Origin of the sequence: Arthrobacter gyeryongensis, from assembly GCF_039543785.1 — a bacterium.
Classification (GTDB): Bacteria; Actinomycetota; Actinomycetes; order Actinomycetales; family Micrococcaceae; genus Arthrobacter; species Arthrobacter gyeryongensis.
Window position 1 is genome coordinate 104,118 of record NZ_BAABKK010000018.1, and the last position, 24,369, is coordinate 128,486.

Below are 24,369 nucleotides of genomic sequence, written 5' to 3' on the forward strand. Positions count from 1 at the left end.
TTCCGTCCCCCTAGAGTTGAGACGTGACTGAGCCTATTGTTGATGCCGCCCCTGCCCTTGACTTCGACCTGAAGAGCCTGCCGAAAGTTTCCCTTCACGACCACCTGGACGGGGGACTGCGCCCAGCCACCATCATCGAGCTGGCGGAGGCCGTTGGCCATACCTTGCCTTCCACCGATCCCGTAGCTCTGGGCCAGTGGTTCCGTGAGTCCGCTGACTCCGGTTCTTTGGTCCGCTACCTCGAAACCTTTGACCACACGATTGCTGTCATGCAGACCAAGGAAGGCCTGGCGCGCGTCGCCAAGGAATTCGTGGAGGACCTGGCTGACGACGGCGTCGTGTACGGCGAGATCCGCTGGGCACCCGAACAGCACCTGCAGAAGGGCCTCACCCTGGACGAGGTTGTGGACGCGGTCCAGGAAGGGCTCGACGCCGGAGTGGACGCCGTTGAGGAGTCCGGGCGCCAAATCCAGGTCGGCCAGCTCATCACGGCGATGCGCCACGCGGACCGCGGCCAGGAAATTGCCGAGCTCGCCGTACGCCACCGCTACAACGGAGCTGTCGGCTTCGACATCGCCGGGGCCGAAGACGGCTTCCTGCCTTCCCGTTTCAAGGACGCCTTCACCTACCTGGCCGAGCACAATTTTCCGGCTACCGTCCACGCCGGCGAAGCCGCGGGCCTGGACAGCATCCAGTCCGCCCTCGTGGACGGCCGTGCCCTGCGCTTGGGCCACGGCGTGCGTATCGCGGAGGACATCACCGTTGAGTTCGAAGATGCCGAGGGCGATGAGGCCGACGACGACGCCGAGGACACCGTTGGCATGGTCACCTTGGGTGAGGTGGCCGGCTGGGTCCGCGACCGCGGAATCGCGCTGGAGATCTGCCCCTCGTCCAACCTGCAGACCGGCGCGATCGCGAACTTCGGCGAAGGCATCGAGAACCACCCGCTGGACATGCTGTACCAGCTGGGCTTCAACGTCACCATCAACACGGACAACCGGCTCATGAGCGGCGTGACGCTGACCGATGAATTCGAGCTTCTCGTGGAGACCTTCGATTACGATCTGGACGACCTTCTCGAACTGACGCTCAACGCGGCCGAGTCGTCGTTCCTGCCGCTGGATGAAAAAGAGGCGTTGGTGGAGTACATCAACGACGCCTACGCCAACCTTGGCTGAGCAGACTCCTGCAGTGGCCGCGTCCGAAAGTCCTGTCGCGGTGCTGCTGGGGAAAATTGCCTCTTTGCGCGAGCACTGTCCCTGGATGGGGGCGCTGACCCACGAATCGCTCGTCGAGTACCTGATCGAGGAAGCGTACGAAGTGGTCGATTCGATCGAAGCCGGTGCGTCCGGTTCCGATACTGCCGACGAACTCCGCGGCGAGCTGGGCGACGTGCTGCTCCAAGTGGTGCTGCACGCCCGGCTCGCCGAGGAGCAAGGACAGTTCACGTTCGACGACGTCGCGCGCGCCATCACGGAGAAGATGGTGCGGCGCAACCCGCACGTCTTCAAGCCGGACGGGTCCTTGCAGGAATCCTTCCCGGCCACCGTGGAGGAGATCGTCGAAAAGTGGGACGCCGCGAAAAAGGCCGAAAAGCCCGGGCGCTCGGATCCCTTCGAAGGAATACCACCTCACCTTCCCGCCCTCGCCCTGGCGCAAAAATCGCTTGACCGTGCCGAGCGGTCAGAGCGCGCAGGCGGCCCGGAACGGGACGGCCGTCCAGTGGCGGCGGTGGAGATTCCCGACTCCGAAGTTGCGCTAGGAGACTTGCTGCTTGCCGTCGTCGCGGGCTCAAGGGAGAAGGGCTTCGATGCCGAACGGGCCTTGCGCGGTGCCGTCCGCCGCTACCAGGGCCGCGACGGCGAAGCCACAAAACGTGAGGGTTCCGACGCTGTTCCGTAACCTTGGCCGGTCTCGACTAGGCTAGTGGCGACGAGGACGTCGAGAATTTCCCTCAAGATTCCCAGTAAATCGCTTCACCATAAGGAGCAGTCCATGGCGCTTATCGATGCCATCCACGCCCGCGAGATCCTTGATTCCCGCGGAAACCCGACAGTAGAAGTTGAAGTTCTGCTTTCCGATGGCCAGATCGGCCGCGCGGCAGTTCCCTCCGGTGCTTCCACCGGCGAGCACGAAGCCGTTGAGCTGCGCGACGGCGACAAAGGCCGTTACCTCGGCAAGGGCGTCCAGAAGGCCGTTGACGCGGTCATCGACGAAATCGCTCCGGCCCTGATCGGCTTCGACGCCACGGACCAGCGCAGCATCGACCAGGCCATGATCGACCTCGACGGCACCCCGAACAAGGGCAAGCTCGGCGCGAACGCCATCCTCGGCGTCTCCCTCGCAGTGGCCAACGCCGCCGCCGCCTCCGCCGACCTCCCCCTGTACAAGTACCTGGGCGGCCCGAACGCGCACGTCCTGCCCGTCCCGCTGATGAACATCCTCAACGGTGGCTCCCACGCCGACTCCGACGTCGACATCCAGGAATTCATGATCGCTCCGATCGGCGCCGAGACCTTCTCCGAAGGCCTGCGCTGGGGCGTTGAGGTCTACCACAACCTCAAGTCGGTCCTGCAGGCCAAGGGCCTCTCCACCGGCCTCGGCGACGAAGGCGGCTTCGCGCCGAACCTGCCGTCCAACCGCGCTGCACTGGACCTGATCCAGGAAGCCATCAAGAACGCCGGCTACACCCCGGGCAAGGACATCGCCCTTGCCCTGGACGTCGCCTCCTCCGAGTTCTACAAGGACGGCGCCTACCAGTTCGAAGGCAAGGCACTCTCGGCCACCGAGATGAGCGCCTACTACGCCGAACTCGTTGCCGACTACCCGCTTGTCTCTATCGAAGACCCGCTGGACGAAAACGACTGGGAAGGCTGGAAGACCCTCACCGACGCCATCGGTGACAAGGTCCAGCTGGTTGGCGACGACCTCTTCGTCACCAACCCGATCCGCCTGCAGCAGGGCATCGACTCTGCCACGGCCAACTCCCTGCTCGTCAAGGTCAACCAGATCGGTTCCCTGACCGAAACCCTGGACGCCGTTTCCCTGGCCCAGCGCTCCGGCTACACCACCATCACCTCGCACCGCTCCGGCGAAACCGAGGACACCACGATTGCTGACATCGCGGTTGCCACCAACGCGGGCCAGATCAAGACCGGTGCCCCGGCCCGCTCCGAGCGCGTCGCCAAGTACAACCAGCTGCTGCGCATCGAAGAAGAACTCGATGACGCCGCTCGCTACGCCGGCCGCAGCGCTTTCCCGCGTTTCAAGGGCTAGTATCCGCTGAAACAGCTGACCGGTGGCTATGGTGGAAAGACCATAGCCACCGGTTCTGTTTAACGAAATGTGCGAGCACTTCGGCAAACCGCAGGCTCCGTGAGGCAAGCAACGCGCAGCAACCCGCCAGGCAAGCACCAGGCATTACAGGAGTGTCATGGCCACCCGCCGCCCCAAGGTCCCCCGGGCAGATGCCCTCGGCCGCTCGCCCCAAAAAAGTGCCGACGGCGGCCATGTCATCCGTGCCGACTTCGGCGAATCCCGCAAGGCAAGCGCTGCCCAGCGAGAGAACCCGGTTAACGCCGGGTCCAGGACGTCGTCCAATGCCAAAGCCGAAGGCGGCACCCAAAGCACGGGCCAGTCCGGATCCAAGGCTGGTTCTGCGGCGAAACCGGGACGTTCACTTCCGGGCAGAACGGGAAGCACCCCGGTTGTCGGCAAGGCATCCAACAAAACGTCCGGTGCCGGCTCCGCGCACACCGACAAGGACCACAGCGCGCGCCCTGTGCCCGCGAAGGCGTTCTCCGGCCGGATGCTTGCCCTCGCCGTGGTCATGATCGCGATCACCATCATGCTCGCGCCCACAGTCAAGATCTGGTTGGAGAAAAAGGCGGAAATCTCCAGCTTGGAAGCCGATATTGCCGGCAAACAGGCCGAGCAGGCGAGCCTCCAGAAGCAGATCACGCGGTGGCAGGACCCCAACTATGTGAAACAACAAGCCCGGGATCGCATTAACATGGTTATGCCGGGTGAAGCAGGCTACTGGGTGTTTGGTGGAGACGTTCCCGCCGGGACACCGGGCGGAAGCACCAGCTCGGGAACTTCCGGAAGCCCGTCCAATCTGCCATGGGTGGATGGCCTGTGGGAATCCATCAGGCGCTCGGCAACAGACTAGATGCGGTGCCCGCCGCCGTCGCGCCCTGATGGGCGCGGCCAAACAGGGCAGGAAGGATGGCAGCGCCAGTGGAAGACAACTCGGCACCTGCATCGCAGGTGTCCCGCAAGCCATCAGCACACGATCTCGAGATCCTCAGCCGCCAGCTCGGACGGCCGGTGCGCGACGTCGTCGAAATCCCGGCGCGCTGCGTGTGCGGCAACCCCCTGGTCGCCGCGACCGCTCCACGCTTGAGCAACGGCACCCCGTTTCCCACGACGTTCTACTTGACGCACCCCGTCATCACCGCCGCCGTGTCGCGGCTGGAAGCCGGCGGGCTCATGAACGAGATGAACGAACGTCTCACCGCTGACGAGCCACTGGCCGCGGCCTACAGGAGCGCCCACGAAGCCTATCTCCAGGCACGTGACGAGATTGCCGGACGTGCCGGCACCGGCGACGTTCCAGAAATAGCAGGCGTCTCTGCCGGCGGCATGCCCACCCGCGTCAAGTGCCTGCACGTACTGGTTGGCCACTCCCTGGCCGCCGGTCCCGGCGTCAATCCGCTCGGCGACGAGGCCATAGAAGCGATCAGTGAATGGTGGACCGCGGACCGCTGCTATTGCGACGGCGCGTGGGACAGCGCGGGGGAGGCCCCGTCCAGGGACCTCAGCCGCCACGGACCGCAGGGCCTGCCGGACATCGTGGGCCGTCCGTCCCCGGTCCGCAAATCCAAGGCCTCCCAAGCATCAGAGCCATCAGGGGAACCAGCCGCAGGGGAGCTCAACCTATGAACCGGGTAGCCGCCATCGACTGCGGTACCAATTCGATCCGGCTCCTGATCGCGGATGCGAACGGCGCGGACGCAGGCTTTCCGTTGCGGGACGTTGTCCGCGAAATGCGCGTTGTGCGCCTCGGCCAAGGAGTTGACGCCACCGGCGAACTTGCCCCCGAGGCGCTCGAACGCACCTTTGCGGCAACCGCCGACTACGCCGAACTGATCCGCCATCACGGCGCCCGGGGCATCCGTTTCGTCGCGACCTCTGCCAGCCGGGACGCCCGTAACCGGGACGTCTTCGTTGACGGGATCCGCGAGCTGCTGGGCGTCGAACCCGAGGTCATCTCCGGTGACGAAGAAGCCTCGCTGTCCTTCGCCGGCGCAAGCAGTGTGCTGCCTTCGCGCGGCAAGGACCCAGTGCTTGTGGTGGATCTTGGTGGCGGAAGCACCGAGTTCGTCCTCGGAGACTCCGACGGCGTCATTGCCGCCAAATCCGTCGACATCGGCTGCGTGCGGCTGACCGAGCGGCACCTCCGCAGCGACCCTCCGACGCCGGCGCAGATCTCCGCCGCGGAAGCCGACGTCGACGCAGCCATGGACCTCGTGGCCCGCACGGTCCCGCTGGGCCGGGCCACCGCCGTCGTGGGCGTTGCCGGTACCGTCACCACCATCACGGCGCACGCTTTGGGCCTGGACGAGTACGATCCCGCACTCATCCACGGTGCCAGCCTGGACCTGGCGACCATCAGCGACGCGGCCACAAGTTTGCTGGAAATGAGCCGCGAGGAACGTGCCCGGCTGCCCTACATGCACCCCGGACGCGTGGACGTCATCGGCGCCGGAGCCCTCGTCTGGCGCCGCATCCTCCAGCGCCTGGCCGAGCTCGGAGAGGGCTCCATCACGGCTGCCATCTCGAGCGAGCACGACATCCTCGACGGCATCGCGCTGAGTATTCGTTGAGCATGGGTATTCGCTGATGACGTTGCCACACAGTTGGCGCCGCCGGACAGCATCGGCCGCGCTGGCCGCCATGCTGGCCGGGGGAAGCCTTGCAGGGGCACTGCTCACTGCCCCTTCGGCGTTCGCCGACTCTTGGCGGGACAAGGAATACTGGCTCAACGAGTACGGCATCTCCGCAGCCTGGCAGGTATCAAAGGGCGCCGGGGTGAAGGTGGCCATCATCGACAGCGGAGTGGACGGGCAACACCCCGACCTCAAGGGCGCGGTGGTCGGCGGAACCGATGCTTCGGGTGCGGGAGATCCGAACGGTCAGAAGAGCATCGGTGCCAAACCCGAGCACGGGACCCTCGTCGCCACGCTCCTCGCAGGGCGTGGACACGCTTCGGCCAGTCCATCGACCACTCCCTCGTCTCCGTCGCCGGCGTCGTCTCCTTCGTCCGGTTCCAGTGTCGGCCCGGACGGAATCGTCGGCGTCGCGCCCGAGGCCCAGATCCTGTCCGTTTCCGCTTGGCTCGGTTCGCCGAATCCCGCGGGGAAGACGGACCAGGAACAGATTCCCGAAGCTGTCCGATGGGCAGTGGACAACGGCGCCAAGGTCATCAATATTTCCCTCGGCAGCACCTCGCCTGATTGGCCCCAGAGCTGGGACGCGGCGTTCCTCTATGCCGAACAAAAGGACGTGGTCATTGTGGCCGCGGCGGGCAACCGGATCGGTGGAAACGTCCAGGTGGGCGCGCCGGCCACGATTCCGGGCGTGCTGACCGTGGCAGGACTCGACCGGAACCGCACGGCCAGCGTCGACGCTTCTTCGCAGGGAATCAGCATCGGCGTCTCGGCCCCCGCGGAAAAGCTCGTGGGCGGACTGCCTGGGGGTAGCTATGAAGACTGGGCCGGCACGTCCGGCTCCGCGCCGATTGTCTCCGGGGTCGCGGCTCTTATCCGCTCGAAATGGCCGGATATGAGCGCCAAACAGGTCATCAACAGAATTGTGTCGACGGCCGAGGATGCAGGGGCGCCCGGCAAGGACCCCATCTACGGGTACGGCATCCTCAACGCCGAGGCGGCCCTGAAAGCCGATGTGCCCGAGGTAGCGAGCAATCCGGTGGGATCGATTGCGGACTGGATCCGGGTGCATCGGCGCGGGGACCTCAGCAGCCCCACACCTCCGTCAACATCGAAGCCGAGCATACCCGCGGCCACCTTGGCGGATCCCACAGTTCCTGCGGCGAAGGCGCCCTCGCAGGCCGACACTGCGGTACCGGCCGCGGTGGTCATCGGCTTTGGTTCGCTTTTCGTTGCGATCGTTGCGGGCGCCTCCGTCCAATTGAGGCGCGCCTACCGGACGTCCCCGGAACTGCCCGACGAGACCTCGACCGGCGTGGGGGACGTCGTGGATCCGAGCGCCCCGAAATAGCCCCCGGCGCTAGCGTGTAGCTTCGGGAAATAGTTAGTGAAGATTTTCACAAGGTGCTGTACTCTATTGTTATGGCAACCACCCCTGAGCTCATTGACCGTCCCCGTGTTCTCGTTGTCGGCGGCGGATACGTCGGCCTGTACGTAGCACTCAAGCTGCAGAAGAAGATCGCGAACGCCGGCGGAATCGTCACCGTCGTTGATCCCCTTCCCTACATGACCTACCAGCCCTTCCTCCCCGAGGTGGCCGGCGGCAACATCGAGGCACGCCACGCCGTCGTCTCGCACCGCCAGCACCTCAAGCAGACGGAACTCATCCAGGGCCGCGTTACCAGCATCGACCACAAGAACCGCACCGCCGTTGTTGCTCCGGCCGACGGTGGAGAGCCTTTCGAGATCCCGTACTTCGACGTCGTGGTTGCCGCCGGTGCCATCACCCGCACGTTCCCCATCAAGGGCCTCGCTGACGAAGGCATTGGCCTGAAGACCATCGAAGAAGCGGTCGCCCTGCGAAACAAGGTCCTTGAGCGCATCGAGGTCGCCTCCACCATGACGGACGCCGCCGAGCGCGCCAAAGCCCTGACCTTCGTGGTCGTGGGTGGCGGTTTCGCAGGTATCGAGTGCATCACCGAAATGGAAGACCTCGCCCGCGCCGCCGTCAAGAACAACCCGCGTATCCGCCAGGAAGAAGTCCGCTTCGTTCTTGTCGAAGCCATGGGCCGCATCATGCCCGAGGTCACCGCAGCCCAGGCAGAGTGGGTTGTTGAACACCTGCGCAGCCGCGGCATCGAGGTCCTGCTCAACACCTCCCTCGACAACGCAGAGGGAAGCCTCAAGCTCATCAACCTGCCGGACAAGACCCCTGCCCAGGAGTTCGAAGCCGACACCCTCGTGTGGACTGCAGGCGTGCAGGCCAACCCGATGATCCGTTCCACCGACTTCCCGCTCGAGCCGCGCGGACGGGTCCGTGTCCTCCCGGACCTGCGCATCGCGGGCGACGAAGGCATCGTCGACAACGCCTGGGCGGCCGGCGACATCGCTGCCGTCCCGGACCTCACGGGCAGCGGCCTGCCGGACGGCACCTGCGTTCCCAACGCCCAGCACGCACTGCGCCAGGCCAAGCGCCTCGCCAAGAACCTGTGGGCCTCCCGCTGGGACAAGCCCATGGGCGACTACAAGCACAAGAACCTCGGTGCGGTTGCCGGCTTCGGCGAATGGAAGGGCGTTGCCAACATCAACATCCTGGGCCGTATCGGCCTCAAGGGCGGACTCGCCTGGCTGGCCCACCGCGGCTACCACGGCCTGGCCATCCCCACCGGCGAGCGCAAGGTCCGCGTGATCTTCAACTGGATCCTGGGCATGACCATGGGCCGCGACACCACCCAGCTGCTGGACCTCGACAACCCGCGTGGCGCCTTCGTGGCCGCGGCTACTCCGGCTCCCAAGCCGGCCGCCGCACCTGCGCCGGCTGCCGAGCCCGCTGAAGCCAAGGCTCCGGTCACGGCTGACGCCAAGTAGCGAACCCCAAGCAGTCCCGCCGACGGCGGCCATCTCCCACGCGGGAGGCGGCCGCCGTCGTCGTTTAATAGCGGGTCCTAGACTTGCAGCATGGCTGGCGAAAGCGATCTGACGACCCTCCTGAGATCCATGCACCCCGTGCTTCGGGACGGCGACTACGTGTACGCGTTGTGGCCGCACGGCAAACCGCTTGAGGGCCGTATCGAAGCCGCTGTCCGCGAGGCGGAGGGCCTTACAGTGGTGCTGTGCCGGGAGGAAGCCGAGCGACTGGGACTGGCGTACGATTTCGTGGCAGCGTGGATCACCCTTCAGATCCACTCCGCGTTGGAAGCTGTGGGGCTCACCGCGGCGGTCAGCGCGGCCCTCACGGCAGCCGGTATCAGCTGCAACGTCCTGGCCGGGTTCCATCACGACCACCTGTTGGTTCCATCCGCCGAACGCGGCCACGCCATGGACGTGCTTGGACTGCTGGGCCAGGGTTTGGTGCTGCGATCGGAGAGGAAGGCGGATCGCGAGTCCGTGCTTGCGCTCACCGCTGCCGCCTTTTCCACCAGCCCGGTCACCGGGCTGCCCGTCGAAGGAGTCCCTGCCGAAGTGACGCTGCTGCGTGAACTCTTCGACTGCGATGAGTACTTGCCGCAGTTCAGCATCGTGGCCGAGATTGCCGGTGAGATCGTGGGCCACGTCATCAGTACCCGCGGCCTGGTCGGGGAGCTCCGGCTTTTGGGGCTTGGCCCCATCAGCGTCGAGCCGCACCTGCAGCGGCGCGGCATCGGATCTGCGCTCTTGCGGGAAACCGTCCGACGGGCCGACGAGGCGGGCGAACCGGGCATCGCACTGCTGGGCAGCACCGAGTACTATCCGCGCTTCGGATTTCTACCCGCCCGCACGCTGGGCGTGATGGCCCCCGACGCCGGGTGGGGAGACCATTTCCAGCTGTTGCCCCTCAAAGCATGGCCCGACGGCGTCAGTGGCACCTTCCGTTATGCCGCGCCGTTTGAACGGCGCTAGGACACGAAGGAGGGTGTGCACTGGGTTACCATTATCCGGGCGCCCCAGTAGCCCAATTGGCAGAGGCAGCGGACTTAAAATCCGCGTGTTGTGGGTTCGAGTCCCACCTGGGGCACGCATGCGAAATGCGAACCGTGCCGTCCCCCTTGTTGCGCCAAGCTGTGCCGTGACAGGAATTTAACCCCGCGTTCATGCGAAGGGCGGTCCGGACTGGACGGTGACACACCGTTATTAGATCCTGACCTGCGTATATGTGTTCTAGGACACATATTTGGTAGTACTCTCATGGAACATGTTCGAAGTGAAAGTGACTTCGGGCGAATGACCACGAATCAGACGCACCGCGGAGGCTATTTATGTACAGGAAGAAAGTCATTTCGGCGATTGCAGCAGCAGCCACCCTCGGCATGCTAGTGGCGGGCTGTGCGAATCAGACTGCCCCCAGCGGCACCGAAACCTCGGGTGGCGGCGGCAGGATCAATATCCCTGCGATTTCCAAAGTCGACGTTCCTGCCGGAGCTGTTTTGCCTGCAGGCGATGGCAAGGCAAATTGCCCGTCAACCACCACCCTCGCCTATGCCGGTGCCGAAACAGGACCCAACGCCCAGCTGGGTATTAACATCTTCAACGGCATCCAACTGGCCATCAACCAGCACAACACCGCGAACCCCGGCTGCCAGGTGCAGTTCAAGAAATTCGATACTGAAGGCGATCCGAACAAGGCCACTGGCCCGGTAACGCAGATTGTGTCCGAGCCGGACATCGTCGGCGTGGTGGGTCTGCCGTTCTCGGGAGAATCCAAGGCCACCGGCAACATCTTCGAGCAGAAGGGTTTGGTGCACATCACGCCCTCCGCAACCAACCCGAGCCTGACGAAGAACGGCTGGACCACCTTCTTCCGTGCCCTCGGCAATGACGCCGTCCAGGGTCCGGCTGCGGCGAAGTTCCTCACGGACAAGCTGCAGGCAAAGAAGGTCTACCTCGTCCAGGACGATTCTGACTACGGCATCGGTTTGGGAACCACAACGTCCGCGGCCCTTGGCTCCGCGATGGTGGGCTCCGACAAGGTTGTCACAGGCCAGAAGGACTTCTCGGCCGTGATTTCCAAGATCATGAACGCCAAGGCAGACACCGTCTACTACGCCGGCTACTACGCAGAAGGCGCTCCCTTCGACCAGCAGCTGGTTGGAAAGGGATTCACCGGCTCCTTCGTGGGTCCGGATGGCGTGAAGGATGACCAGTTCATCAAGCAGGCCGGCGACGCGTCGTCGAACTCGTACTTCACCTGCCCGTGCATCCCCGGCGAGCTGATCCCGAGCTTCGAGTCCGAGTACAAGAAGCTGGCCAACGCTGAGCCCGGAACCTACTCCATTGAAGGCTACGACGCAGCCACGGTCTTGCTCTCCGGTATCGACAAGGGCAAGCAGTCCCGCGCGGACCTTCTTTCCTGGGTCAAGTCCTACGATGCAGACGGCCTGTCGAAGCACTACAAGTGGGATGCAACCGGCGAACTGGCAACGCCTGATGTTTACGGCTACAAAGTTGAGAACGGCAAGATCGTTCCCATCGGCGTCATCGGAAAATAACACCGAGCCCAGATGAATGCTGGGGGTTAGCATCCATGCCGACCCCCAGCATTTCTTTTGATTACATCAGGAAGTGCCATGATCAGTGAAGTAATTCCCAACCTGCTCCACTCGGTTCCCGTGGACGACACGTGGATCACGTTCGACGTAAACTCGTTCACCCAAAACTTCTGGAGTTCAACCTTTGACGGGTTGACCTTCGGGGCAATTTACGCATTGGTTGCCCTCGGTTACACCCTCGTCTACGGCGTTCTCAACCTCATCAACTTTGCCCACTCCGAAGTGTTCATCACGGGGTGTTACGGAGTGTTCTTTACCCTCAGCGCCCTGAATTTCGGACCCTCTGCTCCGAGGCTGGGTTTTTGGGCCATCGTGGGAAACCTTGTCCTCGCCCTCGTCGTCGCCATTATCGCCTCAGCCTTGATGGCGGTGATCGTTGAACGGGTGGCTTATAAACCCTTGCGGCAGCGCAAGGCGCCCCGCCTGGCATTCTTGATTACCGCCATCGGTGTTTCCTTCGCCATTCAGTACACGATCTACTGGTGGCGCGGACCGAGCCCGGAGGCTGCGCTGACGATGTTCCGGCCGCTTGCAATTTTCGACGTCTTCGGGACTATCGTCGACTCGCAGCAAGTGGTTATTGTCGTCGCCGCGATTATCCTCATGATCGCCACTGATCAGTTCATTAGGCGGTCCCGGACCGGCCGAGGCATCCGTGCCGTGGCGCAGGACCCGGACACCGCAACCTTGATGGGTGTCAACAAGGAAAAGATCATTGTGACCACGTTTATCATCGGCGGGATCCTGGCCGGAGCAGCTGCCTTGTTCTACGTCATGAAAATCCCGTCCGGCGTGCAATACAACGGCGGATTCATCCTCGGCGTCAAAGCCTTCGCGGCCGCTGTCCTCGGAGGCATCGGCAATGTGCGCGGTGCTTTGCTGGGCGGCCTGCTGATCGGTTTGATTGGCAACTACGGCCAGGTGCTCCTGGGTAGTTCCCAATGGACGGACGTTGTCGCGTTCGTGGTCCTGGTGTTGGTATTGATTGTGCGACCCGAAGGTGTCTTGGGTAGCTCGCTTGGAAAGAGTAAGGCATGAGCACAACAGACGGCCCCACGCTTATTCCCGATGATGCTTCAGCACAGGAGATCGCCGATCGCGAAGCCAGGATGCGGCAGCGCAAAGGCTGGTTCCCGGGACTGAGCGACAAATGGAACGCTCTCCCGCGCCAAACCCAATGGCTGATCCTGATCGTCGTCGTTGTCATTGCGTATTTGCTTCCCATCCTCAATCCGCCGCTGATCACGACGGAGCCGGGTAACAATTGGCAAATCGCGCTCGCCCAAATGTCCGTCTATGCCTTGGTGGCTGTGGGCTTGAACGTAGTGGTCGGCTATGCGGGCCTCCTTGACTTGGGCTACGTGGCATTCTTTGCCCTGGGTTCCTACACGGCAGCAATGTTTACCAGCCCGGACTCGCCGTATGTGCACATTCCCTACTTGTGGACGCTGCCCCTGGCGATGGCTGTCGCCATGTTCTTTGGCGTGGTCCTGGGTGTGCCTACTCTTCGCCTCCGCGGCGACTACCTGGCTATCGTCACGCTCGGCTTCGGCGAGATCGTTCGCATTTTGGCCACCATCATTCCGGCGATGAAAGGCCAGGTTGGTTTCCAAAATGTCGGACACCCTCCGGGAACCGATTCAAGCGGCCAACCAATCTTCCTGAACTCGAGCGGAACTCCGTGGTACTGGTTGACGCTGACCATTATCATTTTGGTGCTCTTGGCGGCCGGAAACCTGGAGCGCAGCCGCGTGGGACGCGCGTGGATTGCCATCCGTGAAGATGAAGACGCCGCGGAAATCATGGGCGTCCCCACGTTCAAGTACAAGGTATGGGCCTTCGCGATTGGTGCTTCCGTGGGCGGACTCTCGGGTGCTTTGTTCGCGGGCCAAGTGGGTTTTGTGAACAACCAGAAATTCGACATCGCCACCTCAATCCTGTTCGTCGCTGCTGTTGTCATGGGCGGCACGGGAAACAAGGTTGGTGCGATTCTTGGTGGTGCGTTGGTGGCATATATTCCGCTCCGCTTTACCGCGATTGCCGAGTTCAAGTACCTGATCTTTGGTGCGGCGCTGGTGGTCATCATGATTTTCCGGCCCGGCGGTCTCCTGCCGGCACGCCAGAGCCTCCTCGCCTACGGACGCTTGGCTTACAACAAGCTCAAGGGCGCCGTCGGCGACATCCCTCCTTCGGGCAAAGTCGTTTTGGAACCGGGAAAGGGGGCTGACAAATGAGTGAAGCAATCGAACCGGATATTGATGTAGAGGCACTCAAGGAACAAGGTGTGGACCTTGAGGTCGCCGGGAAGGTGGCCCCTGAGAGGGACATCGTCACCAAAGTGGGTGAGGCCTTGGTGCAGGTCCAGGACCTCACGATCAAATTCGGCGGCCTGACGGCTCTGGACAATGTCACGTTTGATATCAACAGAGGCGAAATCCTGGGTTTGATCGGCCCCAACGGCGCCGGCAAAACCACGTGTTTCAATGCCATGACAGGTGTGTACAAGCCGACGTCCGGCAAGGTCTTGCTCGAAGGCCAATTGCTCAACGGCTTGCCGCAGCACAGAATCACCAGGAGGGGCTTGGCCAGGACCTTCCAAAACATCCGCCTTTTTGGTGAGATGACAGCTTTGGAAAACGTGGTTGTCGGTCTCGATGCACGCCACCGCACGAGCGTCGGCGGGGCACTCCTGCGTCTGCCGACCCACGTCCGGGAAGAGAAAACCGCCATTGAACGCGGCATGGCATTGCTTGAGTTCGTTGGGATCGCCGATCATGCCCACTTCTTGTCGCGGCACCTTCCTTACGGTTACCAGCGCCGCCTGGAAATCGCGCGGGCGCTGGCCACCGACCCTAAGGTCTTGTGCCTGGATGAGCCTGCGGCCGGGTTCAATCCCGCGGAAAAAGAAGAACTCATGGCCCTGATCCGGACCATCCGTGACGACGGCTACACGGTCCTGCTCATTGAGCACGACATGAAGTTGGTCATGGGCGTGACCGACCGGATCGTGGTCCTGGAGTTCGGGAAAAAGATCGCGGATGCGTTGCCCAAGATTATCCGCGATGACCCGAAAGTTATTTCCGCCTATCTCGGGGAGCCTGAAGATGACCTTGCTTGAGCTGAAGAACGTATCCGTCCATTACGGCCGGATCCAAGCCATTTCGGACATGTCGTTCAGCGTGGAGGAAGGCGAAATCGTCTCGCTCATCGGCGCCAACGGTGCCGGCAAAACCACCACCATGAGGACCATCTCCGGATTGCTGACTCCCTCGGCCGGCTCCATCACCTTCGAGGGCCAGGACATCACCAGGATGAAAGCGCACGTCCGGGTCGTCCAAGGTATTTCGCAGGCGCCTGAGGGACGCGGAATCTTCCCTGGCATGACGGTGGAGGAGAACCTTGACATGGGCTCCTACGGCCGCAAGGACCGGACCAAGGTGTCAGACGATTTGGAGCGCGTCTTCGACCTGTTTCCCCGGTTGAAGGAGCGTATCAAGCAGTTTGGCGGCACCATGAGCGGTGGCGAACAACAGATGCTCGCGATTGGCCGGGCGCTGATGTCCAACCCGAAGCTCTTGCTGCTGGATGAACCTTCCATGGGGCTTGCTCCGCAGTTCATCCGCCAGATCTTCAAGATTGTCACCGAGATCAACAAGCAAGGCACCACGGTGCTTCTGGTGGAGCAAAACGCCAACCAGGCCCTCGCCCGCGCACACCGTGCTTTTGTCCTGGAAACCGGGTCAATTACGCACAGGGGAACCGGCAAGGAACTGCTCGCCAACCCGGCGGTCAAGGAAGCGTACCTCGGCGTCGGATAACCGCATGTGCCGGCACCCTCACAACAAGGAGGGTGCCGGCATCAGCGGTGGTGGAACTTTCGGTGCGGACCAAGCGTGGGAATTGGTAGCGTGAACTATCACTTCGCACCCACGGCAAGAAGGACACCCACCATGGCACTCGGCGGCAACCCGATCTTCAACGGAAAGAATTTCCGTGGAGCCACACAGGCTCCGCCTGTTCCCAGCTATTCCCACGGCCAGAACCAGTACGGCCAGCCTCAGTACGGCCAGCCTCAGTATGGCCAGCCTGCCTGGGCGGCACAGCCGCCCATGACGAGCGATCAGCTGCAGCAGATGTACAACCAGCCCGCAGCCGGTCCGGCCGAGACCGGCCGTATGACTTTCGACGACGTCATCGTCAAGACTGCGGCCTGCCTTGCGGTGCTGTTGCTTGGCGCAGCCGTCACATTGTTCGTGGCTCCCGGCACGGCAAGTCTCCTCATGATTGTCGGAGCGCTGGGCGGCTTCGCCCTGGGCATGGTCAACTCCTTCAAGAAGCAGCCGTCCCCGGCGCTGATCCTGAGCTACGCCGGACTTGAGGGCTTGTTCCTCGGTGGCCTGACCCGCCTCCTGGATGGCATGTTCCCGGGAGTCGGCCTGCAGGCAGTCATTGGTACCCTCGCGGTGTTCGGCGTCACGTTGGCTCTCTTCAAGAGCGGCAAGGTGCGTGCCACCCCCAAGGCAATTCGCTTCTTCATGATCGCGACGCTCGGCTACCTCGTCTTCGCAGTCATCAACATGGTCCTGGTGTGGACCGGCGCGGTCCAGTCGCCGTTCGGCCTGAGCAGCAGCGTGCACATCTTCGGCATCCCGCTGGGCGTTTTCATCGGCATCCTGGCGATCGGCCTGGCCGCGTTCTCCCTGGTCATGGACTTCACGAGCATCGAACAGGGTGTCCGGCAGGGCGCTCCGGAGAAATACTCCTGGACCGCCGCTTTCGGCCTGACCGTCACGCTCGTGTGGCTCTACGTGGAGATCATCCGCCTGCTGGCGATCCTGCGCGGCGACGACTAAGCTCCCAGGACTTGTTGAGCGGAGTGCCCCTGAAGATCCATCTTCAGGGGCACTACGTGTCTTTCCGAAGCGGCTTATGACAGCCGCTCGAAGACCACAGCCATGCCTTGCCCGCCACCGACGCACAGCGTCGCCAGTCCCAAGGTGCCATCCCGTTCGCGGAGGCCATTGAGCAAGGTAGTGGTCATGCGGGCGCCTGTCATGCCAAAGGGGTGGCCGAGGGCGATGGCGCCTCCATGAACGTTGAGCTTCTCCGGGTCGATGCCGAGTTCGCGGGCGCTCGCTACCACCTGGACGGCGAAGGCTTCGTTGAGTTCCACGAGGTCAATGTCCGCCATGCTCAGCCCCGCCAGGGCAAGGGCCCGGCGCGATGATTCCACGGGCCCCATGCCCATGAGTTCCGGTGAAAGGGCGCTGACGCCTGTGGAGACGATACGTGCCAGCGGTTCCAGGCCAAGCTCCCGGGCCCGGAAATCGCTCATGACCACCACGGCGGCGGCACCATCGTTGAGCGGGCATGCATTCCCGGCGGTCACGGTCCCTTCTTTGCGGAAGACCGGCTCCAAGGCGCTGACCGCTTCAAGGGTGACACCGGCGCGGGGTGAATCATCGCGCTCGACGACGGTGCCGTCCTTGCGGGTGTACGGCGTGATCTCGCGGGCGTAGAAACCGGAGGCAATGGCCGCTTCAGCGCGGTTCTGGCTCTGGACCGCCCACAGATCCTGTTCCGCCCGGCTGATTCCGTGGCTCGTGGCGACGTTTTCCGCGGTCTGTCCCATCGCAATGTAGACGTCCGGCATCCGTCCACCCATGCGGGGATCCGTCCACGGGGTGTTGGACGCAGCCCGGGCGGCCGTGCGGGCGCGCGCGGCTTCAAACAGGGGGTTGTGCAGGCTCGTGTCCGTTTCTCCTGCCCCGACCCAGTTCTGGTAGCGGGACACCGACTCGACGCCCGCAGAGACGAAGGCGTGACCTTCCCCGGAGCTGATCGCGTGGAAGGCCATCCGCAGGGTCTGCAGGCTCGAGGCGCAGAAGCGGTTGATCGTGGCCGCCGGGACGGTGTCCAGGCCGGCCAGGACGGTCACCACTCTGGCCATGTTTGAACCCGCTTCGCCGCTGGGCTCGGCGCAGCCAAGGTAGAGGTCATCGAGGCCGCGGCCGTCCAGTGCTCCGGGATCGAAAGCCGGAATCTTCGCCAGCGCCGCAGTCACCATCGCCGCCGCGAGGTCGTCAGGACGTTCGTCCTTGAGGGACCCTTTGAAGGCCCGTCCAATCGGGCTTCTGGCGGTGGAAACGATGACGGCCTCAGTCATGCCCCCAGCTTACGCCGGGGGCAGCTCGCCGAAAGGAGACGGATGCGCCGACGTCAGGCGAGGCGTGTGGCCCCGGCGGCCGGAGTCACGGTGAAGATGTCCGGCGTCGTGAAACCGGCAGCCTCGAAGGCGCGTACGACGGCGTCGCGCACCTCCTGCTCGTGGCCCACCGGGGTGAGGGCGATGGCAGAGCCGCCGAAGCCGCCGCCCGTCATCCGAGCGCCTATGGCGCCGTGGGCGCGGGAGGTTTCCACCGCCAGATCCAGTTCCGGGCACGAGATCTCGAAGTCATCGCGCATGGACGCATGGCTCGCATCCAGGAGCCTGCCGATGTGGGCGGGTCCGTCCGTGGTGAGGCGTTCCACGGTCTGCAGCACGCGGTCGTTCTCCGTGACGATGTGCCGCACCCGCCGGAAAGTGGTGCTGTCCAGGAGGCCGCTGGCTTCCTCCAGATCGCCGATGCCGACGTCGCGGAGCGCCGGGACCCCCAGGACTTGGGCCCCGAGCTCGCAGGAAGCCCGCCGGGAGGCATAGCCGCCGTCGGCATGCGAATGGGAGACCTTGGTGTCGATGACCAGCAGCACGAGCCCGGCTTCCTCCGCGTCGAAGGGAACCAGTTGGACGCTCTGGTCGCGGCAGTCAAGGAAGACCGCATGGCCCTTTGACCCGCGAAGCGATGCCGACTGATCCATGATTCCGGTGGGGGCGCCCACGAAGTCGTTTTCGGCCCTCTGAGTTGCGAGGACCATGTCTTCGGCGCCCAGTCCCGCACCGCTCAGCTCGTTGAGGGCCGAGATGACGGCGCATTCGATGGCGTGCGACGAGGACAGTCCCGCGCCAAGGGGGACATCCGAATCCATGAGGAGGTCGAAACCCGGGACAAGGATGCCGCGCTGTTGCAAGGCCCAGGCTACGCCGAGCGGATACTTCGTCCAGCCCTTGGCTGCTTCCGGGACCAACATGTCGACGTCGGCTTCGACCAGGCCCTGCCCGCCGAAAGTGGACAGCAGCCGGACTCGTGAATCATGGCGGATCCGGACTGCAACCTTCGCGGTCTTGTCGATGGCGAAAGGCAACACGAAGCCCTCGTTGTAATCGGTGTGTTCGCCGATCAGGTTCACGCGTCCCGGTGCCTGCCACACGCCGTCGGGCGCTGAACCGAAAGTCGACTCGAAAAGCCCGGACAGGGCACTCACGGCCGGGGCGTCGGGAGTGGAGGTCATGCTGGGGCCCCTTCCGGAATAGCGTGCTGCGAATCGCTGGCGACGGCGCGCAGCCGTTCTGCCACGGATTCGGGCGTGGTGTCGTTGATGAAGGCTCCCATGGCGGCCTCGGAACCGGCAAGGTACTTGAGCTTGTCGGCGGCACGGCGTGGGGAGGTGAGTTGCAGGTGCAGGTGGCCGGACGGTCTGAAGACCGGATCCAGGGGTGCCTGGTGCCACGCGGAAATGTACGGCGTGGGCGTTGGATACAGGGCATCCATACGCTTGAGCAACTCAAGGTAGACGTGGGCTAGTTCGTCGCGTTCTTCGCCGCTCAAAGCGGCGAGGTCGGGAACTTGCCGATGGGGGACGAGGTGCACCTCGAGCGGCCAGCGGGCGGCGAACGGCACGTAGGCGCTGAAGTGCTCGCCTTCGAGCACCATGCGGCTCCCGTCCTGCCGTTCGGCGTTGAGGATCGAGGACGTCAGCGATTCCCGGCCCTTGGAGTTGTCGAAGTGCCGGCCGGCAGCGGCGCCAAGGCTGGCCGCCCGCGGCGTGACGTAGGGGTAGGCATAGATCTGTCCGTGCGGGTGGTGGAGCGTTACCCCGATGTCAGCGCCCCGGTTTTCGAACGGAAACACTTGCTGGATTCCGGGGAGCGCGCTGAGCGCCTCGGTCCTGTGCGCCCAGGCCTCAATGACAGTGCGCGCCCTGGTTTCGCCAAGCTCGGCAAAGGATCCGGTGTGGCTCGGGGTGAACGAGACCACTTCGCAGCGGCCGTATGCAGGGCCGGAAGTTCCCCAGGCAGGGGTGCCTGGAATCGTGCCGACCGCAGGGCCGAGTGAGGGGAAGCGGTTCTCGAAAACCACGACGTCGTAGTCCGGCGCCGGGATTTCGGAAGGGTTCGCGGACGTGGTGGGGCAAATCGGACATTGGTCCGCGGGTGGCAGATGGGTGCGGCTTTGGCGGTGTGCCGCCACGGCGACCCATTCGCCGCTCAACGCGTCGTAGCGCAACTCGCCCGGATCGGCGCGCCGCGGCAGCTTACGGTGATCCGTCAGCGAGCCGGGATCGCGCTCCGGCGACCCGGCGTCGTCGAAATAGATCAGCTCCCGGCCGTCGGCGAGGCGTGTGCTGGTAAGGCGAGTCATGGATTCATGGTGCCACAGAGTGCTCAAAAAGGCAAAATATCTAACAAAAAAGAACATTAAGAGTGGGGCCAAGCAAGGCGCGGCATGCAGTACGGTGGTGCCATGCCTCCCACCACACCGATTTCCGCGCCGGGCGAAGAGACCGTATCCCGCCGCTTTGCCAGCGGACGCCAATTCGAGATCCGCCGCGGTGACGCGCTCGCCGTCGTGACTGAGCTCGCCGCGGGCTTGCGGTTGTTCAGCCGCGACGGCGTCCAGCTCACCGAGAGCTACGGGGACGGGCAACTACCGCCCGGCGCTACCGGAATTACCCTGGCTCCGTGGGCCAACCGGATCGAAGACGGGATCTGGTACCTCGACGGAAAGAAGCAGCAACTGGACATCACGGAGGTGTCCCGCAACAACGCGAGCCACGGGCTCCTGCGCAACTCCTCCTACGCCCTCGTGGCGGAAGACGAATTCTCCGTGACCCTCGAAGCCGTGATCTTCCCGCAGCATGGCTACCCCTTCCTTGCCCGGCACCAGGTCCGCTACGAGATCGACGCCGGGCTCGCACTGCGGGTCTCCCAGAGTTTCATCAATGATTCGGCGGCACCCGCGCCCTTCGTACTCGGGGCACACCCGTACTTGCGCGTGGGGGACGTCCCGCCGGAAGAGATGGTCCTGACTGTCCACGCCGGCACACGGCTCGTGGCCGACGAGCGGCTGATCCCGCGGAGTTCGGTGCCTGTCGAGGGCGATTTTGATTTTGGCGGCGGCCGGAGCGTGGGCAGCCTGGATGTCGATGTGGCATTCACGGATCTGGAGTTCGACGGCGGCATCGCCCGCCAAACGTTGTCGGCGCCGGATGGCCGGAGCGTCTCCTTGGAGCAGGACGAAAACTGCGCCTACGTCCATGTCTTCGTCACGGATACCTTTCCTGGCCGCTCGAAAGCCGTTGCGATCGAGCCCATGACCGGCCCCGCAAACGCCTTCAACTCGGGGGAGGGGCTCCGGTGGCTTGAACCAGGTGAGACCTTCACTATGAGGTGGGGAATTGCGGGCACGCTGTAGATGGGTTTCCCATCCGGCACTCCCTGCGGAATTATGGGGGAATGACGCCAGCACAGGACGCCACGCCATCAAGTGACCCCGTTTCGGCCGTGCCCAGGCCGGTGTCAGAGCATCACATTGCGCAGGACATCCCGTACGGAGTGCGGATCGCTGCCGCCTGGGCCTGGCGGGTGGGCCTCATCTTGGTGGTAGTTGGAGCCCTTATTTGGCTGTTGGGGAAGGTCAGCTTCCTGGTGATCCCACTCATGGTCGCCTCCCTTCTTGCCGGCTTGCTCTACCCGGTCACGCGGTGGCTCGGCAAGTCCAAGATGCCGCACGGGGCTGCCGTTGCCATCACCGTGGTGGGGTTCCTCGGGGTCATTGCGGGAGCACTGGCGTTGGTCGGCCGGCAGCTCGCTGTCGGATTCGGCGAGCTGTGGCAGGAAGCGCTCACGGGAATCCGGCAAATCCAGGACTGGCTCGCTGACGGGCCGCTGCATCTGACCGCGGATCAGATCGACACTTACATCCAGGGCGCAACCTCGGCCGTCCAGAACAACAGCAGCAGCATCCTCAGCGGCGCCCTGTCGTTCGGCAGCACGGCCGGGCATTTTGCGGCGGGCATGGTCCTGGCCCTCTTCATCCTGATTTTCTTCCTTCTGGAGGGATCGAGGATCTGGCGGTTCATCGTCGGGCTCCTGCCCAGGACTGCACGCGCTGCGGCCGACGGCGCCGGCCGGCGCGGTTGGTCGTCCATGGTCAGCTACGTGCGCATCCAGATGTTTGTGGCGTTCGTGGACGCTGTCGGGATCGGCGTCGGCGCAGCGATTATCCAGGTTCCGCTCGCGCTGCCGCTGGGTGTCCTGGTGTTCATCGGTTCATTTATCCCGGTGGTCGGTGCACTGGTGACGGGAGCCATCGCCGTGCTCCTGGCTTTGGTGGCCAATGGTCCCGTCAACGCGCTCGTTATGTTGGCCATCGTGCTGTTCGTGCAACAGCTCGAAAGCCATATCCTCCAGCCGCTCATCATGGGCAAGGCAGTATCGTTGCACCCTGTCGTCGTGATCCTGTCCGTGGCAGCCGGTTCCTACCTGGCCGGAATCCCGGGAGCGCTCTTTGCCGTCCCGCTCCTCGCCGTAGCAAATACGGCGGTTCGCTATATTGCAGCGCGGACGTGGGAACATGATGAAGGACTGATGACGGCGTACGCCGGCGCAGGGATTGCACCACCGGACTCCGATGAGGATCACACCATCAAGGAAATCCACCGTCCCGGCGCCAACGCGGGCGCACGGTCCAATAGCGGCGAAGGCGCCGCAGGTCAGCACGCGGCTGCGGAACGGACATTCGCCAAGGATGCCGCAGAGCACACCAACAAAGGAGATTAACCCGTGAATACCCTCGATACCCTGCCCGTCACCCTGGACGATGTCCTTAAGGCGCAGGAGCTGCTCGAGGGCATTATTACCAAGACCCCCATCGAGTCCTCACGGGCCCTGGGAGCGATGGTAGGCGGAGAGGTCTTCTTCAAATGCGAGAACCTCCAGCGGGCAGGTTCCTTCAAGGTCCGCGGTGCCTACGTGCGGATGGCACGCCTGTCTCCCGAGGAAAAGAAGCGCGGCGTCGTGGCGGCTTCGGCAGGCAACCACGCGCAAGGCGTTGCGGTGGCGGCGAAAAGCCTCGGAATCAAGGCACGCATCTACATGCCGCTCGGTGTGGCGCTTCCGAAGCTTGCCGCAACCCGCAGCCACGGAGCCGAAGTCGTCCTGCACGGACACAACGTCGATGAGGCTCTGGCCGAGGCGCAACGCTACGCGAACGAAACTGGCGCGGTCTTCGTGCACCCCTTCGACAACGTCGACGTCGTGGCGGGCCAGGGCACCGTAGGGCTTGAAATCCTGGATCAGGTCCCTAATGTGGACACCATCCTCATGGGAGTTGGCGGCGGCGGCCTGCTCGCCGGCGTCGCAGTGGCCGTCAAAGCAAGGGCCAGGGAGCTGGGACGCGAGATCCGGATCATCGGTGTGCAGGCCGAGAACGCGGCCGCCTACCCGCCGTCGCTCGCCGCTGATGCCTTGGTGCCGCTCAAGAAGGTTTCCACCATGGCGGACGGCATCGCCGTCGGACGCCCCGGCCAGTTGCCGTTCAGCATCATCCGCGAACTCGTGGACGACGTCGTGACCGTGAGTGAAGACTCCTTGGCCCGGGCGCTCATCTTCCTGCTCGAGCGAGCCAAGATGGTGGTCGAGCCGGCCGGTGCCGTCGGCGTCGCCGCCCTCATGGACGGCAAGATCGAAAACCCGGGGACCACCGCCGTCATCCTGTCCGGCGGAAACATCGACCCCATGCTGATGCTCAAGGTGATCCAGCGCGGCCTCTCAGCAGCCGGACGCTACATGACCGTGCGCATGATGCTGGATGACCGGCCCGGTTCCCTGGCCACCATCGCTCGGATCATCGCCGAAAACGATGCCAATGTGACCGGTCTGGACCACACTCGGGTGGGCGGCGCGATCAGCATGGGCGACGTCTCCATCACCGTCAACCTGGAAACCAAGGGCCACGAGCACAGCGAGCAGGTCCTGGCAGCCCTGCGCGCCGAGGGCTTCCACCCGATCGTGGTGCACTGACGGGCTGCTGACCATGGCGCTTTACGACAACGGGGACGGGCGGGTAGCGGCCAAGGATTCACTGGCCATCCGCGCCAGGGGCGGATTGCTGTTCATGGGTGGCTTCGTTGTGCTGTTGGCCGTGATCGAACTGGTCAACACCTTGATGTCGCACAGCCTCAACGCCATCTTCGGGCTGCGGCCGCGGAGCTCGGACGGGGTTTTCGACATCCTGACGTTCCCCTTGCTCCATGCCAATTTCGGCCACCTTCTGTCCAATGCGCTGCCGTTGGTCATCTTCGGATTCCTGGTGTTCCTGTCCGGGCTCCGGGTGTTCCTGACGGCTCTGGCGTTTAGCTGGCTAGGCTCCGGCCTTGCGGTATGGCTCATCGGCGGGGGAGGCGTGACAGTGGGCGCTTCGGGCCTGGTCTTCGGACTGTTTGCTTTCCTGTTGGTGCGCGGGTTCTTCAACCGCAGCTGGTGGCAAATCCTGCTGTCCGTGGTGCTTTTCCTGGCGTATGGCAGCATCTTGTTCGGCGTGCTGCCCACCGTGATGGGTTTCGTTTCCTGGCAAGCGCATCTTGGCGGGGCCGTCGGGGGAGTGGTGGCCGCAGTACTGCTGCGCCCGCGTCCCCGCGCCGTGGCCCAGCTCAACTGACGCCGTGCCCCGGCCCAACTGACTCGCAGTTGTTGTCGTTCTGAGGCCTCAAAACGACAACAAATGCGAGTTAGT

General features: G+C 63.8%; 22 protein-coding genes and 1 tRNA gene. 20 read left to right on the forward strand and 3 right to left on the reverse strand.

Features of this window, described 5'->3' with window-relative positions; translation table 11 throughout:
* Positions 1 to 23 precede the first annotated feature (23 nt).
* The 16 genes from ABEA18_RS14470 to ABEA18_RS14545 all read left to right on the forward strand — a co-directional run bounded on the left by ABEA18_RS14470 (position 24) and on the right by ABEA18_RS14545 (position 16,329).
* Positions 24 to 1,178 (forward strand): adenosine deaminase, encoded by a 1,155-nt coding sequence (locus ABEA18_RS14470; RefSeq protein ID WP_345450115.1) that lies wholly within the window; start codon positions 24 to 26, stop codon positions 1,176 to 1,178.
* Between the two features lie 13 nt (positions 1,179 to 1,191).
* The gene (locus ABEA18_RS14475) at positions 1,192 to 1,902 is read left to right on the forward strand and encodes a MazG nucleotide pyrophosphohydrolase domain-containing protein (protein WP_425550534.1); all 711 of its coding nucleotides are present in this window, start codon (positions 1,192 to 1,194) and stop codon (positions 1,900 to 1,902) included.
* A gap of 93 nt (positions 1,903 to 1,995) precedes the next feature.
* Complete coding sequence (eno, locus tag ABEA18_RS14480; protein WP_345450117.1) at positions 1,996 to 3,276, forward strand: phosphopyruvate hydratase; 1,281 nt, start codon at positions 1,996 to 1,998, stop codon at positions 3,274 to 3,276.
* Positions 3,277 to 3,433: 157 nt separating this feature from the next.
* On the forward strand, positions 3,434 to 4,171 hold the full coding sequence (locus tag ABEA18_RS14485) for an FtsB family cell division protein (protein WP_345450119.1): 738 nt from the start codon (positions 3,434 to 3,436) through the stop codon (positions 4,169 to 4,171).
* A 68-nt stretch (positions 4,172 to 4,239) separates the two neighbouring features.
* The gene (locus tag ABEA18_RS14490) at positions 4,240 to 4,944 is read left to right on the forward strand and encodes a DUF501 domain-containing protein (RefSeq protein WP_345450122.1); all 705 of its coding nucleotides are present in this window, start codon (positions 4,240 to 4,242) and stop codon (positions 4,942 to 4,944) included.
* Complete coding sequence (locus ABEA18_RS14495; protein ID WP_345450124.1) at positions 4,941 to 5,888, forward strand: Ppx/GppA phosphatase family protein; 948 nt, start codon at positions 4,941 to 4,943, stop codon at positions 5,886 to 5,888. The genes ABEA18_RS14490 and ABEA18_RS14495 overlap by 4 nt, the downstream gene beginning before the upstream one ends.
* 16 nt (positions 5,889 to 5,904) lie before the next feature.
* A complete protein-coding gene (locus ABEA18_RS14500) occupies positions 5,905 to 7,302 on the forward strand; it encodes a S8 family serine peptidase (RefSeq protein ID WP_345450126.1) in 1,398 nt (465 codons plus the stop codon).
* Positions 7,303 to 7,373: 71 nt separating this feature from the next.
* Positions 7,374 to 8,819: an NAD(P)/FAD-dependent oxidoreductase gene (locus ABEA18_RS14505; protein ID WP_345450128.1), complete on the forward strand. Its 1,446-nt coding sequence runs from the start codon at positions 7,374 to 7,376 to the stop codon at positions 8,817 to 8,819.
* 90 nt (positions 8,820 to 8,909) lie between these two features.
* Complete coding sequence (locus ABEA18_RS14510; protein ID WP_345450130.1) at positions 8,910 to 9,830, forward strand: N-acetyltransferase; 921 nt, start codon at positions 8,910 to 8,912, stop codon at positions 9,828 to 9,830.
* A gap of 41 nt (positions 9,831 to 9,871) precedes the next feature.
* Positions 9,872 to 9,945, forward strand: a tRNA-Leu gene (locus tag ABEA18_RS14515).
* A 241-nt stretch (positions 9,946 to 10,186) separates the two neighbouring features.
* The gene (locus tag ABEA18_RS14520) at positions 10,187 to 11,416 is read left to right on the forward strand and encodes a branched-chain amino acid ABC transporter substrate-binding protein (protein WP_345450132.1); all 1,230 of its coding nucleotides are present in this window, start codon (positions 10,187 to 10,189) and stop codon (positions 11,414 to 11,416) included.
* Positions 11,417 to 11,494: 78 nt separating this feature from the next.
* Positions 11,495 to 12,514: a branched-chain amino acid ABC transporter permease gene (locus ABEA18_RS14525; protein ID WP_234751305.1), complete on the forward strand. Its 1,020-nt coding sequence runs from the start codon at positions 11,495 to 11,497 to the stop codon at positions 12,512 to 12,514.
* Positions 12,511 to 13,710, forward strand: coding sequence for a branched-chain amino acid ABC transporter permease (locus tag ABEA18_RS14530; protein ID WP_345450134.1), 1,200 nt, complete (start codon positions 12,511 to 12,513; stop codon positions 13,708 to 13,710). The genes ABEA18_RS14525 and ABEA18_RS14530 overlap by 4 nt, the downstream gene beginning before the upstream one ends.
* Complete coding sequence (locus ABEA18_RS14535) at positions 13,707 to 14,594, forward strand: ABC transporter ATP-binding protein (protein WP_345450136.1); 888 nt, start codon at positions 13,707 to 13,709, stop codon at positions 14,592 to 14,594. Before ABEA18_RS14530 ends, ABEA18_RS14535 begins: the two co-directional genes overlap by 4 nt.
* The gene (locus ABEA18_RS14540) at positions 14,581 to 15,294 is read left to right on the forward strand and encodes an ABC transporter ATP-binding protein (protein WP_345450138.1); all 714 of its coding nucleotides are present in this window, start codon (positions 14,581 to 14,583) and stop codon (positions 15,292 to 15,294) included. Before ABEA18_RS14535 ends, ABEA18_RS14540 begins: the two co-directional genes overlap by 14 nt.
* A 132-nt stretch (positions 15,295 to 15,426) precedes the next feature.
* The gene (locus ABEA18_RS14545) at positions 15,427 to 16,329 is read left to right on the forward strand and encodes a Bax inhibitor-1/YccA family protein (protein ID WP_345450140.1); all 903 of its coding nucleotides are present in this window, start codon (positions 15,427 to 15,429) and stop codon (positions 16,327 to 16,329) included.
* A gap of 74 nt (positions 16,330 to 16,403) precedes the next feature.
* On the opposite strand, the gene ABEA18_RS14550 is transcribed toward ABEA18_RS14545, so the two are convergent.
* The 3 genes from ABEA18_RS14550 to galT are packed head-to-tail and all read right to left on the reverse strand — an operon-like array spanning position 16,404 to position 19,995.
* A complete protein-coding gene (locus ABEA18_RS14550) occupies positions 16,404 to 17,642 on the reverse strand; it encodes an acetyl-CoA C-acetyltransferase (protein WP_345450142.1) in 1,239 nt (412 codons plus the stop codon).
* Between the two features lie 53 nt (positions 17,643 to 17,695).
* Positions 17,696 to 18,865, reverse strand: coding sequence for a galactokinase (gene galK / locus ABEA18_RS14555; RefSeq protein WP_345450144.1), 1,170 nt, complete (start codon positions 18,863 to 18,865; stop codon positions 17,696 to 17,698).
* A complete protein-coding gene (gene galT, locus ABEA18_RS14560; RefSeq protein WP_345450146.1) occupies positions 18,862 to 19,995 on the reverse strand; it encodes a galactose-1-phosphate uridylyltransferase in 1,134 nt (377 codons plus the stop codon). Before galT ends, galK begins: the two co-directional genes overlap by 4 nt.
* 102 nt (positions 19,996 to 20,097) lie before the next feature.
* On the opposite strand from galT, the gene ABEA18_RS14565 reads away from it, so the two are divergent.
* Genes ABEA18_RS14565 through ABEA18_RS14580 form a run of 4 tightly spaced genes read left to right on the forward strand, consistent with a single transcriptional unit; the run spans position 20,098 to position 24,294 of the window.
* On the forward strand, positions 20,098 to 21,048 hold the full coding sequence (locus ABEA18_RS14565; RefSeq protein WP_345450148.1) for an aldose 1-epimerase family protein: 951 nt from the start codon (positions 20,098 to 20,100) through the stop codon (positions 21,046 to 21,048).
* A 41-nt stretch (positions 21,049 to 21,089) separates the two neighbouring features.
* Positions 21,090 to 22,415 (forward strand): AI-2E family transporter, encoded by a 1,326-nt coding sequence (locus ABEA18_RS14570; RefSeq protein ID WP_345450150.1) that lies wholly within the window; start codon positions 21,090 to 21,092, stop codon positions 22,413 to 22,415.
* A 3-nt stretch (positions 22,416 to 22,418) separates the two neighbouring features.
* Entirely contained in the window at positions 22,419 to 23,657 is a 1,239-nt protein-coding gene (gene ilvA / locus ABEA18_RS14575) for a threonine ammonia-lyase (RefSeq protein WP_345450152.1), read from the forward strand.
* Positions 23,658 to 23,670: 13 nt separating this feature from the next.
* Entirely contained in the window at positions 23,671 to 24,294 is a 624-nt protein-coding gene (locus ABEA18_RS14580; RefSeq protein ID WP_345450154.1) for a rhomboid family intramembrane serine protease, read from the forward strand.
* Positions 24,295 to 24,369: the final 75 nt, after the last annotated feature.